At 60.4% G+C, this 16,974-nt stretch carries 17 protein-coding genes and 1 tRNA gene; all 18 read right to left on the reverse strand.

The genetic code is table 11. From position 1 onward, the window contains the following. Positions 1–17: 17 nt before the first annotated feature. The 18 genes from nuoL to rpsO all read right to left on the reverse strand — a co-directional run bounded on the left by nuoL (position 18) and on the right by rpsO (position 16,793). On the reverse strand, positions 18–2,036 hold the full coding sequence (gene nuoL, locus AC1DEK_RS04105) for an NADH-quinone oxidoreductase subunit L (RefSeq protein ID WP_478123905.1): 2,019 nt from the start codon (positions 2,034–2,036) through the stop codon (positions 18–20). 10 nt (positions 2,037–2,046) lie between these two features. After that, on the reverse strand, positions 2,047–2,355 hold the full coding sequence (gene nuoK, locus AC1DEK_RS04110) for an NADH-quinone oxidoreductase subunit NuoK (protein WP_028248920.1): 309 nt from the start codon (positions 2,353–2,355) through the stop codon (positions 2,047–2,049). Beyond that, positions 2,352–2,999, reverse strand: coding sequence for an NADH-quinone oxidoreductase subunit J (locus tag AC1DEK_RS04115; RefSeq protein WP_478123906.1), 648 nt, complete (start codon positions 2,997–2,999; stop codon positions 2,352–2,354). Before AC1DEK_RS04115 ends, nuoK begins: the two co-directional genes overlap by 4 nt. A 35-nt stretch (positions 3,000–3,034) precedes the next feature. Continuing rightward, the gene (gene nuoI, locus AC1DEK_RS04120) at positions 3,035–3,577 is read right to left on the reverse strand and encodes an NADH-quinone oxidoreductase subunit NuoI (protein WP_478123907.1); all 543 of its coding nucleotides are present in this window, start codon (positions 3,575–3,577) and stop codon (positions 3,035–3,037) included. Positions 3,578–3,582: 5 nt separating this feature from the next. After that, entirely contained in the window at positions 3,583–4,659 is a 1,077-nt protein-coding gene (gene nuoH / locus AC1DEK_RS04125; protein ID WP_478123908.1) for an NADH-quinone oxidoreductase subunit NuoH, read from the reverse strand. Further along, positions 4,656–6,809 carry an NADH-quinone oxidoreductase subunit NuoG gene (gene nuoG / locus AC1DEK_RS04130; RefSeq protein ID WP_478123909.1) on the reverse strand — a complete coding sequence of 718 codons (2,154 nt, stop codon included), beginning with the start codon at positions 6,807–6,809 and terminating at the stop codon, positions 4,656–4,658. The genes nuoH and nuoG overlap by 4 nt, the downstream gene beginning before the upstream one ends. A 22-nt stretch (positions 6,810–6,831) precedes the next feature. Then, positions 6,832–8,172 carry an NADH-quinone oxidoreductase subunit NuoF gene (nuoF, locus tag AC1DEK_RS04135; protein WP_478123910.1) on the reverse strand — a complete coding sequence of 447 codons (1,341 nt, stop codon included), beginning with the start codon at positions 8,170–8,172 and terminating at the stop codon, positions 6,832–6,834. Further along, on the reverse strand, positions 8,172–8,702 hold the full coding sequence (locus tag AC1DEK_RS04140; RefSeq protein WP_478123911.1) for an NADH-quinone oxidoreductase subunit NuoE family protein: 531 nt from the start codon (positions 8,700–8,702) through the stop codon (positions 8,172–8,174). Before AC1DEK_RS04140 ends, nuoF begins: the two co-directional genes overlap by 1 nt. Before the next feature lie 8 nt (positions 8,703–8,710). After that, positions 8,711–9,964 carry an NADH-quinone oxidoreductase subunit D gene (locus tag AC1DEK_RS04145; RefSeq protein WP_478123912.1) on the reverse strand — a complete coding sequence of 418 codons (1,254 nt, stop codon included), beginning with the start codon at positions 9,962–9,964 and terminating at the stop codon, positions 8,711–8,713. Next, the gene (locus tag AC1DEK_RS04150) at positions 9,964–10,572 is read right to left on the reverse strand and encodes an NADH-quinone oxidoreductase subunit C (RefSeq protein ID WP_478123998.1); all 609 of its coding nucleotides are present in this window, start codon (positions 10,570–10,572) and stop codon (positions 9,964–9,966) included. Before AC1DEK_RS04150 ends, AC1DEK_RS04145 begins: the two co-directional genes overlap by 1 nt. Positions 10,573–10,583: 11 nt before the next feature. After that, entirely contained in the window at positions 10,584–11,063 is a 480-nt protein-coding gene (locus AC1DEK_RS04155; protein ID WP_012748606.1) for a NuoB/complex I 20 kDa subunit family protein, read from the reverse strand. A gap of 15 nt (positions 11,064–11,078) precedes the next feature. Next, positions 11,079–11,438 carry an NADH-quinone oxidoreductase subunit A gene (locus AC1DEK_RS04160; RefSeq protein WP_478123913.1) on the reverse strand — a complete coding sequence of 120 codons (360 nt, stop codon included), beginning with the start codon at positions 11,436–11,438 and terminating at the stop codon, positions 11,079–11,081. Between the two features lie 56 nt (positions 11,439–11,494). Beyond that, positions 11,495–11,579: transfer RNA gene (locus AC1DEK_RS04165), tRNA-Leu, on the reverse strand. Positions 11,580–11,696: 117 nt separating this feature from the next. Beyond that, positions 11,697–12,122, reverse strand: coding sequence for a preprotein translocase subunit SecG (secG, locus tag AC1DEK_RS04170; protein WP_478123914.1), 426 nt, complete (start codon positions 12,120–12,122; stop codon positions 11,697–11,699). Positions 12,123–12,157: 35 nt separating this feature from the next. Further along, positions 12,158–12,904 (reverse strand): triose-phosphate isomerase, encoded by a 747-nt coding sequence (gene tpiA / locus AC1DEK_RS04175; protein ID WP_478123915.1) that lies wholly within the window; start codon positions 12,902–12,904, stop codon positions 12,158–12,160. An 11-nt stretch (positions 12,905–12,915) separates the two neighbouring features. Further along, positions 12,916–13,914 carry an NAD(P)H-quinone oxidoreductase gene (locus tag AC1DEK_RS04180; RefSeq protein WP_478123916.1) on the reverse strand — a complete coding sequence of 333 codons (999 nt, stop codon included), beginning with the start codon at positions 13,912–13,914 and terminating at the stop codon, positions 12,916–12,918. Positions 13,915–13,997: 83 nt separating this feature from the next. Beyond that, positions 13,998–16,307 (reverse strand): polyribonucleotide nucleotidyltransferase, encoded by a 2,310-nt coding sequence (gene pnp, locus AC1DEK_RS04185; RefSeq protein WP_478123917.1) that lies wholly within the window; start codon positions 16,305–16,307, stop codon positions 13,998–14,000. Positions 16,308–16,526: 219 nt separating this feature from the next. After that, positions 16,527–16,793, reverse strand: coding sequence for a 30S ribosomal protein S15 (rpsO, locus tag AC1DEK_RS04190; RefSeq protein WP_056579564.1), 267 nt, complete (start codon positions 16,791–16,793; stop codon positions 16,527–16,529). Positions 16,794–16,974 lie beyond the last annotated feature (181 nt).

Genomic DNA, 16,974 nt, shown 5'->3' on the forward strand with positions numbered 1-16,974 from the left:
TCTCCAGCGTGAGCCGGTTACCGTTTGAACCAGACGAAATACGACATGAGGACAAAGATGCCCAGCAGCATTCCGAATGCATAGTGATAGATGTAGCCCGACTGGATCCAGCGCACTGCGCCTGCGACGCGACCCACCAGCTTCCAGGAACCGTTCACGATGGCCCCATCGATGATCCCCTGGTCGCCGCCCTTCCAGAGGCCGACGCCCAATGCGCGCGTCCCGCGGGCGATGACGTTCTCGTTGAACCAGTCCATGTAGTACTTGTTCTCGAGCAACCGGTAAATGGGTCCGAACGAACGTTTGATCGCAGCAGGCACGGCCGGATTGATCAGGTACATGTACCAGGTCAGCACCACGGCTGAGAGCGCGAGCCAGAACGGCAAGGCGGTGAACCCGTGCAGGCCCATCTCCATGGGGCCATGGAACGCCTCGGCCAGTTCCTTCATGGCCTGGTGCTTGCCTTCGTCAATGAAGATCGCGCCCTTGAAGAAGTCGCCGAAAAGCATCGGCTGAATCGTCATGAATCCAATCACGACGGAAGGGATCGCCAGCAGCACCAGCGGAACCCAGACGACCCATGGCGACTCGTGTGGCTCGTGGTGATCGTCATGGTGACCATGTCCATCGTCGTGATGCGCGTCAGGGTTCTGGTCGAAACGTTCCTTGCCGTGGAAGACGAGGAAGTACATGCGGAATGAATAGAACGCCGTGATGAACACGCCGGCCAGCACCGAGAAGTACGCGAAGCCCGAGCCCCAGAGATGGCTTTCGTGGACCGCTTCGATGATCGTGTCCTTCGAATAGAAGCCCGCAAAGAACGGCGTTCCGATCAAAGCGAGAGAACCCACCAGTGAGGTAATCCAGGTGATGGGCATGTACTTGCGCACACCACCCATCCAGCGGATGTCCTGGTTATGGTGCATGCCGATGATCACGGAGCCCGCGCCGAGGAACAACAGCGCCTTGAAGAACGCGTGCGTCATCAGGTGGAACACGGCCGCAGAATAGGCGGACGCACCGAGCGCGACGGTCATGTAGCCGAGCTGCGACAGCGTCGAATAAGCCACGACCCGTTTGATGTCGTTCTGGATGACGCCGAGGAAGCCCATGAAAAGCGCGGTGATTCCCCCGATCACGAGCACGAAGCTCAGGGCCGTGTCGCTCAGCTCGAACAGGGGCGACATCCGCGCCACCATGAAGATACCGGCCGTCACCATGGTTGCGGCGTGGATCAGCGCCGAGATGGGTGTCGGACCTTCCATCGAATCGGGCAACCAGACGTGCAACGGAAACTGCGCGCTCTTGCCCATGGCACCAATGAACAGGCAGATGCAGATCACCGTGATCAGCATCCACTCGGTGCCGGGGAAGGTAATCTTGGCCAGCTGGTCCGCTTGCGCAAACGCGTCTCCGTAGTTCAAGGAGCCGGTATACGCAGCGATAAGGCCGATCCCGAGAATAAAGCCGAAGTCGCCGACCCGATTGACGAGGAAGGCCTTCATGTTCGCGAAGATCGCCGTCGGTCTGTTGAACCAGAAGCCGATCAGCAGGTAGGACACCAAGCCCACGGCCTCCCAGCCGAAGAACAGCTGCAGCATGTTGTTGCTCATCACGAGCATCAGCATCGAAAACGTGAAAAGCGAGATGTAGGAGAAGAAACGGTTGTAGCCGTCGTCATCCTGCATGTAGCCGATCGTGTAGACGTGCACCATCAGCGACACGAACGTCACGACGCACATCATCATGGCGGTGAGGCCGTCCACGAGGAAGCCAATCTCCATCTTCAGGCCGCCGACCGTCATCCATTCATAGATCGTCGCGTTGAAATGCGCGCCGTCGGACACCACGCTGTTGAGCGTCATGGCCGAAATGATGAAGGAGACCAGCACGCCGAGAATCGTCAAGGAGTGCGTGACGCGGCGACCGATGTGATTGCCACCGAATTGGGTACCGAACAGGCCGGCCACGAGGGCGCCCACCAGAGGCGCCAGCGGAACGACAAGGAGAGTGGATGCAGAAAGTGTTGCGCTCATGAGAAGACCCTTAACCCTTGAGCGCGTTGAGCTCGTCGACGTTGATGTTCGACTTGTTGCGGAACAACAAAACCAGCAGCGCCAGCCCGATTGCCGATTCCGCCGCGGCAACCGTCAGGATGAAGAACACGAAGATCTGACCGTGCATGTCGCCGAGGAAATACGAGAAGGCGACGAAGTTCATGTTGACGGCAAGCAGCATGAGCTCGATGCACATCAAGAGAACGATCAGGTTCTTCCGATTCAGGAAGATGCCGATCACGGAAAGCGCAAATAGCATTGCGCCCAGCGAGAGGAAATGTCCGAGCGTGAGGGTCATGCCTTGGTCTCCGCTGCGGCCGCAGGTTCTTCGGCAACAGGTTGCGCCGCGCGAGTGACCGGCATCTGGACGATGCGAACCCGATCACGTGCCTTCACTCGGACCTGGTCGGCGGGGTTCACATACTTGCTGTCCTTGCGGGCTCGCAGCGTGAGCGCGATGGCCGCAACGATGGCGACAAGCAGGATCACGGCAGCGATCTCCAGCGGATAGAGGTAGCTGCTATACAGAAGTTTGCCAAGCTCGAGCGTGTTGGAAGTGTCGGGCCCCGTGGCCATCGGGCTTTTTGGGGCACTCAGGCGGAAACCGCCCATAAGCACCGCCGCCATCTCCAGCGCAATGAGCGCCCCCGCGCCCGCAGCAAGCGGGAAATGCTTCCAGAATCCCTCGCGAAGACCGTCGACGTTGATGTCCAGCATCATGACCACGAACAGGAACAGCACCATCACCGCCCCCACATAGACAAGCACGAGCGTGATCGCAAGGAACTCGGCTCGCAGCAGGAGCCAGATCGCCGATGCCTGGAAAAAGGCCAGCACCAGGTACAGCGCGGCATACACGGGATTGCGTGCGGTGATGACGCGGAACGATGCAAACAGCAGCACCGCGGCAAATAGATAGAACAGACCGGTCTTGACGTCCATGGATCGAATTCGTTGCGAGGTTCGGGCCAGACCGCTTAGCGGTATTTGGCGTCGGCTGCCTTGTTGGCAGCAATTTCTTTTTCGTAGCGGTCGCCCACAGCCAACAACATGTCCTTGGTGAAGTACAGGTCGCCGCGCTTTTCGCCGTGGTATTCGAGGATGTGGGTCTCGACGATCGAGTCGACAGGGCAGCTTTCTTCGCAGAAGCCACAGAAGATGCACTTCGTCAGGTCGATGTCGTAACGCGTCGTGCGGCGGGAGCCATCGTCGCGTACGTCGGATTCGATGGTGATCGCCAATGCGGGGCAAACCGCTTCGCAAAGCTTGCAGGCAATGCAGCGTTCTTCGCCGTTTTCATAGCGACGAAGCGCATGCAGCCCACGGAAACGCGGAGACAGGGGCGTCTTTTCTTCCGGGAACTGCACCGTGATCTTGCGGCTGAAAGCGTACTTGCCAGTGATCGCAAGGCCCTTGAACAACTCGAACAGCATGAAGCTGCGCAAGAAGTCCTTGAGCGAGAACGGCTGGGCCGCATTCGATGATGAGCGCGCAAGCGCGCTGGTATTTTGCGCAGACATGGCGATTACTTCCAGATGTTGAATGGGGTCTGCATCCACGCGCCGACCACCACCAGCCACACCAGAGTGACGGGAATGAAAATCTTCCAACCGAGCCGCATGATCTGGTCATAGCGGAAGCGCGGGAACGTCGAACGAACCCAAAGGAACATGGTGACCACGCAGAAGGTCTTGATGCCGAGCCAGATCCAGCCTGGAATAAACGACAGGAAGTCGAACGGGGGCAGCCAGCCGCCCAGGAACAGGACCGCGCACAGGATCGAGACGAGCCACATGTTGGCGTATTCGGCCAGGAAGAACATGGCAAAGCTCATGCCCGAGTACTCGATCATGTGGCCGGCAACGATTTCGGATTCGCCTTCAACGACGTCGAAAGGGTGGCGATTGGTCTCTGCCAGACCCGAAATGAAGTACACAACAAAAATCGGGAGCAAGGACAGCCAGTTCCACGACAAGAACCCGATGCCCATGGAAGCAAAATGCCCCCTGCCCTGCCCCGTCACGATGTCGGTCATGTTGAGGCTCGCAGACACCATGAGCACGACCACGAAGCAGAAGCCCATCGCGATTTCGTAGCTAACCATTTGCGCCGACGCGCGGAGCGCACCCAAAAAGGCGTACTTCGAATTCGAGGCCCAACCCGCAATGATCACGCCGTAGACTTCCAGCGAGGTGATCGCCATGACGAACAGAAGTCCGGCATTGATGTTGGCAAGAGCAACCTCAGGGCCGAAGGGAATGACCGCCCAGGCCGCCAGCGCCGGCATGATCGTCATGATCGGGCCGAGCAGGAACAGGCCCTTGTTTGCCACCGTCGGGAGAATGATTTCCTTCGTGAGCAGCTTGAGCGCATCGGCAATCGGCTGCAGCAGGCCCAGCGGACCCGTACGGTTCGGGCCGATGCGGATTTGCGTAAAGCCGATGGCCTTTCGCTCCCACAGCGTCAGATAGGCAACCGCCCCCATGAGCGGCACCACGACGACGATGATCTTGATCAGAGTCCAGACCACGGGCCAGGCAAGGCCCGTCCACCATCCTGCGGACACGAGCCCAAGGCCAAAACCGTGAAGCGTGTCGATCATGCGAGCGCCTCCTCAGCGGTCGACGCTTTCGCAAGGCGCGCATCGGCGGTGAGTTGCAGCGATGGCGCGCGGCGAACAATGGAGTCGAGCTGGTAGATGCTTGCAACGACAGGGGCTGCCTCAGCCGCTTCGCCCGGCGTCGTCGTTGGCGCGGAGGTCGCGTTGCTCAGCTTGTCCGCGGGCACCTGGCCCGACAAACCGATGTCGGCCATCACCTCGTTTGTGGATTCGAATGCGAAACCCGGAAGGCCCAGAAGGTTGGCCAGCACGCGCAACACCTTCCAGGCCGGCCGTGCTTCGCCCAATGGCTTCACGACTGCGTGGAAGCTCTGAATCCGGCCCTCGGCATTCACGAAAGTACCAGGCGTTTCTGTAAACGGCGCGATCGGCAGAAGGACGTCGCTGAATTCGAGGTTGGCCTTGAAGGGGCTCAGCGTCACAACCATTTGTGCGCGCGCAAGCCCCTCGTCGGCTGCAGCACCTGCGGCCGAGTCGAATACCGGCTCGGTGTTCAGCAACAACGCAGCCTTGAGTCCACCGGCCAGCATCTGGCCTGCATTCAGGCCTCCCGCCTTGGGCATGGCGCCAATCAGTTGCGCGCCCACTGTGTTGGCTGCCTCCGTCAGGAAACCGACGCTTGCGCCAGTCTGAGAGCCGATCCAGTTCGCCAACGCGAGCAACGTGCTTGCCTGCGCGTGGTGTGCCACTGCATTGCCAAGAAGAACGGCCTTGCGCTCGCCACTGAGCAACGAGGCGGCAATGGACTTGGCGGCATCGCTGGCGGCGCCGCTCGTACCGGCCGGCGCGGCTGCGCCCGTGCTTTCGGCGATCGCGGCAGCAATTCCTGTCAGCGCGTCTACCCAACCGCTGGCGGCAACGCGAATGACGTTGGCGACGGGCATGGCCCACGCGTCGGCGTCTGCGAACAGGTCCGACGACGTGACCGCACTCAGTGCACCGCCTTTGCGCACGGCCTGTCGAATGCGCTGTGCAAACAGAGGGTGGTCCTTGCGCAGGTTGGAGCCGACCACCAGTACGCCTTGCAGCAGCGACAACGAGGCGATCGAGGTTCCGAGCCAGCGTACGCCTTCAAATGCCGTGAAGTCGGCATTGCGCAGGCGATAGTCGATGTTATCGCTGCCCAGCCCCTGCGTCAGCAACTTGGCCAGGTGCAACTCTTCGAGTGTGCTGTGCGGGCTGACCAGGGTTCCGATGCTCTGCGCACCATGATCGGCCTTGATCTGCTTCAACCCATTGGCCACGTATTCCAGCGCAGTCTGCCAGTCAACCTGTTGCCATTGGCCGCCTTGCTTGAGCATGGGCTGCGTGAGCCGCTCGGAGCCGTTCAGCGCTTCATACGAGAACCGATCGCGGTCGGCGATCCAGCATTCGTTCACGTCCTCGTTTTCGAGCGGGACAACGCGCATCACCCGGTTGTTCTTGACCTGAACGATCAGGTTGGCGCCGGTGGAATCGTGCGGGCTCACGGATTTGCGGCGCGAGAGCTCCCATGTACGTGCGCTGTACCGGAAGGGCTTGCTCGTGAGCGCGCCAACCGGGCAGATGTCGATCATGTTGCCCGAGAGTTCAGAATCCACCGAGTCACCAAGGAAGGTCTCGATCTCCGCGTGTTCGCCGCGGTTCGACATGCCGAGTTCCATCACGCCGGCGACTTCCTGGCCGAAGCGGACGCAGCGCGTGCAATGGATGCAGCGGGTCATCTCTTCCATGCTGATGAGCGGACCAACATCCTTGTGGAACACGACGCGCTTTTCTTCCTCGTAGCGCGAGGAAGAACCACCATAGCCCACCGCCAGATCCTGGAGCTGACACTCGCCGCCCTGGTCGCAGATCGGGCAATCCAGCGGGTGGTTGATGAGGAGGAACTCCATCACCGACTGCTGAGCCTTGATGGCCTTGTCGCTCTTTGTGCGGACGATCATCCCCTGCGTCACGGGCGTGGCGCAGGCCGGCATCGGCTTCGGCGCCTTTTCGACGTCGACTAGGCACATCCGGCAGTTGGCCGCAATGCTGAGCTTCTTGTGATAGCAGAAGTGCGGGATGTATGTGCCCGCCTTGTCGGCCGCATGCATCACCATGCTGCCTTCGGTCACTTCGACCTTCTTGCCGTCCAGTTCGATTTCAACCATATATGTTGCGTTCTTCTTGCGCTCAGGCCTTGACAGGCGCCTTCGGGACATACCCCGGGATCAGGGCCTCGAACTCATGGCGAAAGTGCTTGATCATGGCCCGCACGGGCATTGCGGCGGCATCGCCCAGCGCGCAAATTGTGCGGCCCTGGATGTTGTCGGCGACAGAATTCAGCAGGTCCATGTCCGAAGCCTTGCCGTGGCCGTTGTGAATCCGGTCGACCACGCGCCAGAGCCAGCCAGTGCCCTCGCGACACGGCGTGCACTGCCCACAGGACTCATGCATATAGAAGTAAGACAGGCGCTTGAGGGATTCCACCATCGAACGGCTGTCGTCCATCACGATGACCGCACCGGAGCCCAGCATCGACCCTGCCTTCGCGATGGAGTCGTAGTCCATCGTGCACTCCATCATGATCGAAGCAGGCAGCACCGGTGCCGACGAACCGCCAGGAATCACCGCCTTGAGCTGACGCCCCTTGCGCACACCGCCGGCCAATTCGAGCAACTTTGCGAACGGCGTACCCATCGGCACTTCGTAGTTACCGGGCAGTTCGACGTCGCCGCTGACTGAATAGATCTTGGTGCCACCATTGTTGGGCTTGCCGCATTCCAGATACGCGGGGCCGCCGTTGTTGATGATCCAGGGCACCGCCGCGAAGGTTTCGGTGTTGTTGATCGTCGTCGGCTTGCCATAGAGTCCGAAGCTCGCCGGGAACGGCGGCTTGAAGCGCGGCTGCCCCTTCTTGCCTTCGAGTGACTCGAGGAGCGCGGTTTCCTCACCACAGATATAGGCGCCAAAACCGTGAGCGGCATGGAGCTGGAAGTTGTAGCTGCTGCCCATGATGCCATCGCCGAGATAGCCGGCGGCACGCGCTTCTTCGAGGGCCTCCTCGAACCGTTCATAGGTCTGGAAGATCTCGCCGTGGATGTAGTTGTAACCCACGCTGATGCCCATGGCGTAGGCGGCAATGGCCATGCCTTCGATGACGATGTGCGGGTTGTACTGAAGGATGTCGCGGTCCTTGCACGTACCTGGCTCACCCTCATCGGAATTGCAGACCAAATATTTCTGCCCCGGGAACTGCCGGGGCATGAAGCTCCACTTGAGTCCCGTCGGAAAACCGGCACCACCGCGGCCGCGCAAACCTGACGCCTTCACCTCGGCAATCACCTGATCGGGCGTCATGCCTTCGCTCAGGATTTTGCGCAGCGCCTTGTAGCCGCCTCGCGCCTCGTAGTCCGCCAGCCGCCAGTTGGTGCCGTTCAGGCCCGCGTAGATCTGCGGCTCGATGTGACGATCATGAAAGCAGGTCTGAACGCCTGTCGCCTGAAACTGCGACAGCACTTGTTCGGGCGACATCATTGCGTTCCCTTTGTGGTGGAGCTGCGCAGGCCGTCGATCAGTTGATCCAGCTTTTCGTTGCTCATGAAGCTGCACATGGTGCGATCGTTGACGAGCATGACCGGCGAATCTGCGCATGCCCCCAGGCATTCGCTTTGCTGCAGGGTGAACATGCCATCGGCGGTTGTCTCGCCCATCTGGATGCCGAGCTTCTTCTCGAGATGCGCAAGCGCGACGGCGCCGTCACGCAACTGGCACGGGAGATTGGTGCAGACGTTGAGCTTGAACTTGCCCACCGGCCGGTGGTTGTACATGTTGTAGAACGTCGTCACTTCGTGCACGGCGATGGGCGCCATGCCGAGATAGGCAGCGATCTCACGTTCGCGCGCTTCGCTGATGTAGCCCTCATCCTCTTGCACGATCGCAAGACAGGCCATCACGGCAGACTGCTTGCCTGCGGGCGGGTATTTGGCAACCTCGCGCGCAAAGCGATCCAGCGTCGCGGCGGACAGCGGGGCCTGGTGAATCTGAGTGGTGTCGGAAGTCATGAATGCACTCACCTGTCGATTTCGCCGAACACGATGTCCATCGTGCCTATCACGGCGACCGCGTCGGCAATCATGTGTCCACGAGACATTTCGTCCAGAGCCGCGAGGTGGGGGAAGCCCGGCGCACGGATCTTGAGGCGATACGGCTTGTTCGCGCCGTCACTGACGAGATAGATCCCGAACTCGCCCTTCGGGTGCTCGACGGCGGCATACGCCTCACCTTCGGGAACGTGGAAGCCTTCGGTGAAGAGTTTGAAATGGTGGATCAACTCCTCCATGTTCGCCTTCATCGATTCGCGCGCTGGCGCGGCAACCTTGTGGTTGTCGGTGATCACCGGGCCCGGGTTCGCACGCAGCCATGCCGAGCATTGCTGAATGATGCGGTTGGCTTGGCGCATCTCTTCGACCCGCACAAGATAGCGGTCGTAGCAGTCACCGGTCTTGCCGACCGGCACGTCGAATTCCATTCGGTCATAGACGTCGTAGGGCTGCTTTTTGCGCAGGTCCCATTCGATGCCGGAGCCGCGCAGCATCGGGCCCGTAAAGCCGAGGTTCAGAGCCCGCTCAGGCGACACCACGCCGATACCCACGGTGCGCTGCTTCCAGATCCGGTTGTCGGTGAGCAGCGTCTCGTACTCGTCGACCATCTTCGGAAAACGCTTGCAGAAGTCGTCAACGAAGTCCAGCATCGAACCGCGGCGGTTTTCGTTGAGCCGCTCGATGGCCTTCGCGTTTTTGATCTTGCTCGCCTTGTACTGCGGCATCGAGTCTGGCAAATCGCGATAGACGCCGCCTGGACGAAAGTAAGCCGCATGCATGCGTGCACCCGACACAGCTTCGTACAAATCGAACAAATCTTCCCGCTCGCGAAAGCAGTAGATGAGCATGTTCATCGCGCCGCAGTCGAGCCCGTGCGCGCCCAACCACAGCAAGTGATTCAGCAGGCGCGTGATCTCGGCGAACATGACGCGGATGTATTGCGCGCGGATGGGCACCTCGAGGCCCATCAGGCGCTCGATGGCAAGGCAGTACGCATGCTCGTTGCTCATCATCGACACGTAGTCGAGACGATCCATATAGGGCAACGACTGGATGAACGTGCGCGACTCCGCGAGCTTTTCGGTGGCGCGATGAAGAAGCCCGATATGCGGATCTGCGCGCTGAATGACTTCGCCATCCAACTCCAGCACGAGTCGCAATACCCCGTGCGCTGCGGGGTGCTGGGGCCCGAAGTTGAGCGTGTAGTTCTTGATTTCGGCCATCAGTGCAATCCGCCGTAGTTGTCTTCGCGAATAACCCTGGGCGTGATTTCGCGCGGCTCGATCGAAACCGGCTGATAGATCACGCGCTTCTGCTCGGGGTCGTAGCGCATCTCGACGTGACCGGAGACAGGGAAATCCTTGCGGAAAGGATGCCCGATGAAACCGTAGTCAGTCAGAAGTCGACGCAGGTCGTCGTGACCTTCAAAGACGATTCCGTAAAGATCAAAGGCTTCGCGCTCGAACCAACCCGCAGCATTCCAGACGCTCGTCAGGGAATCGACCACAGGCAAGTCTTCATTCGGCACGAACACTTTGAGGCGGACGCGTTGATTGAGACTGACCGAAAGCAAATGGGATACCACGCAGAAACGCTCGCCCTGCCATTCGCCATCGCGATAGCCGGAATAGTCCATGCCGCAAAGATCCATGAGTTGCTCGAACCGACAGCCGGGTGCATCGCGAAGCAGAGTCGCAACAGCCAGGTAATCAGCAGCATCCACAACGGCCGTCACCTCGCCAAGCGCGAGCGTGACGCTCTTTGCTTTGGAGCCAAGGGTTTCGGAAATCTGGGTGCGAAGCGCTTCGGGAGAGATGGCGAAATCAGTCATCGTCTTTCGCTTCAGGCGCGCGCAATGGTGTTGGTACGACGAATCTTTTGCTGGAGTTGAATCACCCCGTACAAGAGAGCCTCGGCAGTCGGCGGGCAACCAGGAACATAGACATCTACCGGCACGATGCGGTCACATCCACGCACAACCGAATAGCTGTAGTGGTAGTAGCCGCCGCCATTGGCGCACGAACCCATCGAGAGAACCCAACGCGGCTCCGGCATCTGGTCGTAGACCTTCCGCAACGCAGGCGCCATCTTGTTGCACAGCGTACCAGCCACGATCATCAGGTCGGACTGGCGCGGGCTGGGGCGAAACAACATGCCAAAGCGGTCGATGTCATAGCGGGCAGCTCCCGCATGCATCATCTCAACAGCACAGCAGGCCAGACCAAAGGTCATGGGCCATAGAGATCCAGTCTTGGCCCAGTTCACCACGGAATCGTATGTCGTGGTGACGAAGCCTTCCTTCATGACGCCTTCAATGGCCATTTTCGGGATTCCTTGTCATTCCCAGTCGAGCGCACCCTTTTTCCACTCGTAGGCGAATCCCACGACGAGGATGGAGAGAAATATCATCATCGCCCAGAAGCCGACCGCACCAATTTCCTTGAGCGCAATAGCCCATGGAAAGAGAAATGCAATTTCGAGATCAAAAAGGATGAAGAGAATGGCGACGAGGTAGTACCGTACGTCGAACTTCATCCGGGCGTCTTCGAAAGCTTCAAAGCCGCATTCGTAGGGGGAATTTTTTTGAGCATCAGGCCGGTTCGGGCCGAGGATGTAGCCCAGAACCTGAGGTGCGACGCCGACACCGACACCGACCAGAATGAACAACAGGACGGGGAGGTAGGAATCGAGGTTCATCAGGGCTCTATCACCGCTTGCCACTGGCAAGGAGCAGGATCCTTGCCAGTGAGATTTGGTGCGGTCGGCGAGACTCGAACTCGCACAGCTTTCGCCACTACCCCCTCAAGATAGCGTGTCTACCAATTTCACCACGACCGCGGTTTTGTCTGTCCGAATGGCATGAGGAACCCAAAGGCTTTGGCTTTCCGGAACAGCTTTAGAGTTTACCCTGAAAAAGTACCGTTTTCAGCCAACGGCACAGAGATCACAACAGCTTTATTTGCTCGGGATCTGAGCGGCGCCTGAAGCAGGTGCAGCTGGCGCCGTTGGCGGGGCGCCGGTCGCTGGTGCAGCAGGCGCGCTGCCCGACGGGATCTCCGCAGGCGACGCGGGAGCAGCCGGAGCCGGTGCTGGCGCGGGTGCGACCGCAGCGCGCTCGAGCAGGCTGCCGCCGCCCGCCGGGCGCGCATGACCGAAATACGCGAGCAGCAACGTGCATGCAAAGAATACGACCGCCAGCACCGCGGTCGTCCGAGACAGGAAGTTCGCGCTGCCGCTCGCACCGAACAAGCTGCCAGCGCTTCCGCTGCCAAACGCGGCGCCCATGTCCGCGCCCTTGCCGTGCTGGACCAGGATCAGGCCAATCATCGCCAAGGCCGTAAGCATCTGCACGCCTACCAAGATATTAAGGACCACATTCATTCGTTTTAACTCCTAATTGTTTGGGCGCACGTCGATCACGCGGCGGCGATGATCTGCAGAAAATCGGGGGCTTTGAGCGACGCGCCGCCGATCAAGCCGCCGTCGATGTCGGGCTGCGCGAGCAACTCGGCTGCGTTGCCCGCGTTCATGCTTCCTCCGTAGAGGATCCGGATATCGCTCGCGTGTTCGCTCGCCGCATGGTGGAGTTGCGCGCGCAGCAGCGCATGCACTGCCTGCGCCTGCTCCGGCGTGGCTGTCTTGCCTGTGCCAATGGCCCAGACGGGCTCGTAAGCCACCACGATTTCGCTGATGCAATGGCCATTCACATGAATCACCGCGGCCAATTGACGCTTGACGACTTCTTCGGTCTCTCCTGCTTCGCGCTGTGCAAGCGTTTCACCGACGCAGACGACGGGAGTGACTCCATTCGCCAGCGCGATGGCCGTTTTTGCAGCAACCAACTCATCCGTCTCGCTGTGATATTGACGACGTTCCGAGTGTCCAACGATGACGTAGCGGACGCCGAATTCCTTCAACATCGCAACCGACTGCTCGCCGGTGAAGGCTCCCTGCGGTTGCGCCGACACATCCTGCGCACCCAACGCCAAGGGCGAACCGGTAACGAGCGACTGAACCTGTGCCAGATACGGCGCTGGCACACATACTGCAACATCGCATGCAGGTGCATGGAGACCCTGCACCAATGCCTTCACGAGCGCCTCGTTGGCCGCAAGGCTGCCGTTCATCTTCCAGTTGCCCGCGATCAGCTTTCTCTTTTTCATTTCTCTCTTGCTCACCAGGTCAGCACGATCTTGCCGATGTGCTGGTTGGATTCCATCAGAGTGTGCGCCTGTGCGGCACCGCTTGGCTCGCCATCGGCGGCGAAGCTACTGTGGATCACCGGCTTGACCGCGCCATCCTCAAGCAGAGGCCACACCTTCTCTCGCAGCGCTTTGGCAATCGCTCCCTTGAATGCGATTGGCCGGGGACGAAGAGTCGATCCAGTGATGGTGAGGCGCTTGCGCAAAACCAGGCCGGCGTTGAACTCGCTATTTACACCCCCCTGCACCGCAATGATGACCAAGCGACCGTCTTCGGCCAGGCATTCGATTTCTCGCGTCACATAGTTGCCGGCAACCATATCGAGAACCACGTCGACGCCCTTGCCGCCCGTGAGACGCTTAGCCTCTTCAACGAAGTCTGCAGTCTTGTAGTTGATCGCGTGATCAGCGCCGAGCTTTCTGCAAGCATCGCACTTCTCATCGCTGCCTGCCGTCACGATCACCGTGGCGCCCAGCGCCTTGCCAAGTTGAATCGCCGTGACGCCAATGCCGCTCGAGCCGCCTTGAATCAGCAAGGTTTCGCCCTTCTGCAGACGGCCGCGCTCGAACACATTGCTCCAGACGGTGAAGAATGTCTCCGGCAGGGTGGCGGCTTCGATGTCGGTCCAGCCCCGGGGAACGGGCAGGCATTGCGCCACGGGAGCGACGCACAGCTCGGCATAGCCACCGCCAGCGATCAGCGCGCAAACGTGATCGCCGACCTTCAAGCCTGCGTCTGCGAGAGCGCTTGGGTCGCCGGCCACGATTTCGCCGGCGACTTCAAGCCCGGGCAGATCCGATGCACCTGGAGGCACCGGATAGTGGCCCATTCGCTGCAGCACGTCCGGACGATTCACGCCGCTTGCGGCCACGCGAATGAGTAGTTCGCCCTCGCCCGCTACGGGCGCCGGACGCTCCACCATGCGAAGCACCTCTGGGGTTCCGAACGATGTGATCTCAATGGCTTTCATGGTCTTTCCGACGAGTGCGAGCCAACGTCCGGCTGCGCATGATCAGGAAGCACGACAGCGGCTCGTGCCGCCATCGCACCTCATCAGGCTTGGTTGTCGCCGCGATTCGCCTCTTGCACGGGGGCCTGTTCGGCCACTGGCTCAGCCTGTTCGCCAGCACGCTCGTTGTTCTCGAAGCGCGGCGCGCGATCTGCACGTGGCGGACGATCGCCACGATCCGAACGCTCGCGGCGGTCACCGCGGTCGCCGCGATCACCACGGTCTTCACGCGGGGGACGCTCGCTGAACTCCATGCCGGCCGGACGCTCGGCCAGCGCCTTCATTGACAGCTTGACCCGGCCCTTTTCGTCGGTCTCGAGAACCTTGACCTTCACGATCTGGCCTTCGCTCAAATAGTCGGTCACCTTCTCCACGCGCTCGTGCGCGATCTGGCTGATGTGCAGCAGGCCGTCCTTGCCGGGCAGGAGGTTGATCAACGCGCCGAAGTCCAGGATCTTCGTGACCGGTCCTTCGTAGACCTTGCCGATTTCGACCTCGGCAGTGATCTGCTCGATGCGCTTCTTGGCCTCTTCGGCCTTCGCCGGATCCGTCGACGCGATGGTGATCGTGCCGTCTTCGTCGATATTGATTTGGGTGCCGGTCTCTTCGGTCAGCGCGCGGATCACGGAGCCGCCCTTGCCGATCACGTCGCGGATCTTTTCGGGATTAATCTTCATCGTGAAGAGGCGCGGCGCAAAGCTGGACACCTCCGCCTTGGCCTCGCCCATCGCTTCCTGCATCTTGCCGAGGATGTGCATGCGGGCTTCCTTGGCTTGCGCCAAAGCGACCTGCATGATTTCCTTGGTGATGCCCTGGATCTTGATGTCCATCTGAAGTGCGGTGATGCCGTTGGTCGTGCCGGCAACCTTGAAGTCCATGTCACCCAGGTGATCTTCATCGCCCAGGATATCGGTCAGCACGGCAAATCGGTTGTCTTCCTTGATCAGGCCCATGGCAATGCCGGCCACGTGCGCCTTCATGGGCACGCCTGCATCCATCATCGAGAGGCAGCCGCCGCAGACTGAAGCCATCGATGAAGAACCGTTGGACTCGGTAATCTCCGAAACGACCCGAACCGTGTAGGGGAACTCTTCCTTGCTGGGGAGGCACGCAACCAGTGCGCGCTTCGCAAGTCGGCCATGGCCGATTTCGCGGCGCTTTGTCGAGCCCATGCGACCAACTTCGCCAGTTGCGAAGGGAGGCATGTTGTAGTGGAACAGGAAGCGGTCTTCGTATTCGCCAGCCAGGGCGTCGATGCGCTGCGCGTCACGCTCGGTTCCAAGAGTGGTCACGACCAGCGCCTGGGTCTCGCCACGGGTGAACAGCGCAGAACCGTGCGTGCGCGGCAGCACGCTGTTGCGGATCTCGATCGGGCGCACGGTTCGCGTATCGCGACCGTCGATGCGGGGTTCGCCAGCGAGGATCTGGCCGCGCACGATCTTCGATTCGATGCTGAACAGCAGGTCGTTGACCTTGCCGGCATCGAAAGGCTCACCGCTTTGCTTGAGTGCGTCCATGACACTGGCGTTGGCCTCGCGCAGTGCTTGCGTGCGGGCTTGCTTGCTGCGGATCTGGTAGACGGCGCGGAGTTTTTCTTCAGCCAGGCCCTTGACCTTGGCGACGAAGCCTTCGTCTTCAGCAGGCGGCTGCCAGTCCCACACGGGCTTACCGGCGTCGCGCACGAGCTCATGGATCGCGTTGATCGCGATGTTGGCTTGTTCGTGGCCGAACACCACACCGCCGAGCATCACTTCTTCGCTCAGTTGCAGGGCTTCGGATTCGACCATGAGCACGGCCGCTTCAGTTCCGGCGACGACCAGATCCATCTGCGAATCCTTGCGCGCGGTCTGGCCGGGGTTGAGCACGTACTGGCCATTGATATAGCCCACACGTGCGGCGCCGATGGGGCCGCTGAAAGGGATACCGGAGACCGACAGAGCGGCGCTCACAGCGACCATGGCAGCGATGTCGGCGTCGACTTCGGGGTTGAGCGAGAGCGTGTGGATCACCACGTGCACTTCGTTCAGGAACCCTTCGGGAAACAGCGGACGAATGGGGCGATCGATCAGGCGCGAAGTGAGCGTTTCGTGCTCGCTGGGCTTGGCTTCCCGCTTGAAGAAGCTGCCGGGGATCTTGCCGGCTGCGTAGGTTTTCTCGATGTAATCGACGGTCAGGGGGAAGAAGTCCTGGCCAGGCTTGGCCGATTTCGATGCAACCACAGTTGCGAGAACGACGGTGCCTTCGATGTCTACAGTGACGGCGCCGGTAGCCTGGCGAGCGATCTCGCCAGTTTCCATGACGACGGTCTTGCCGCCCCACTGGAAGGACTTGGTGACTTTGTTGAAGAGGCTCATGTTTAGCTCCTGTTTTTATCGGCGGATCGACGGGTGATGGTCACGGGTCGCCGCAGGGACGGAGCGCTTTTCAGAACACGATGCCATTCCAGAGAAGCTCGGCGGAACTTCGTTGGAATGACACAGCTTCGCTCTGTTCGGCACTCCAGAAACGATTCGCGAAGTAAAAAACGCCTGAGCTAGCGGACTAACCCAGGCGTTCTTTCATGCGATTCGGTTTTACTTGCGCAGACCCAGCTTGGCGATCAGCGCGGTGTAACGTTCGGCGTCCTTGGACTTCAGGTAGTCCAACAGCTTGCGACGGCGGCTCACCATGCGCAGAAGGCCGCGACGACCATGGTGGTCCTTGGCGTGCGTCTTGAAGTGTGGGGTGAGTTCGTTGATACGGGCGGTCAGCAGTGCGACCTGCACTTCCGGGCTACCGGTGTCGTTGGCGGCGCGGGCATTGTCCTTGACAACTTCGGCCTTGATGGAGGCTGCGATCATTTGATTTTCCTGTTCCGGGATGTTTGACTTGCGGTACGCGCTGGAACTGCCCATACCGTGCGCCTTGCGGTATGCAAAGCGGGGGGATTATAGCTCGCCCCCAGGCTCGCGCACTTCGTGTCGCTCTCCACCCCCTACCCGGGGGCAATACCAGCGGCCCGGCCAAGCCGGTTCCGCGTTA

The organism is Variovorax sp. 10N420, from assembly GCF_056394705.1.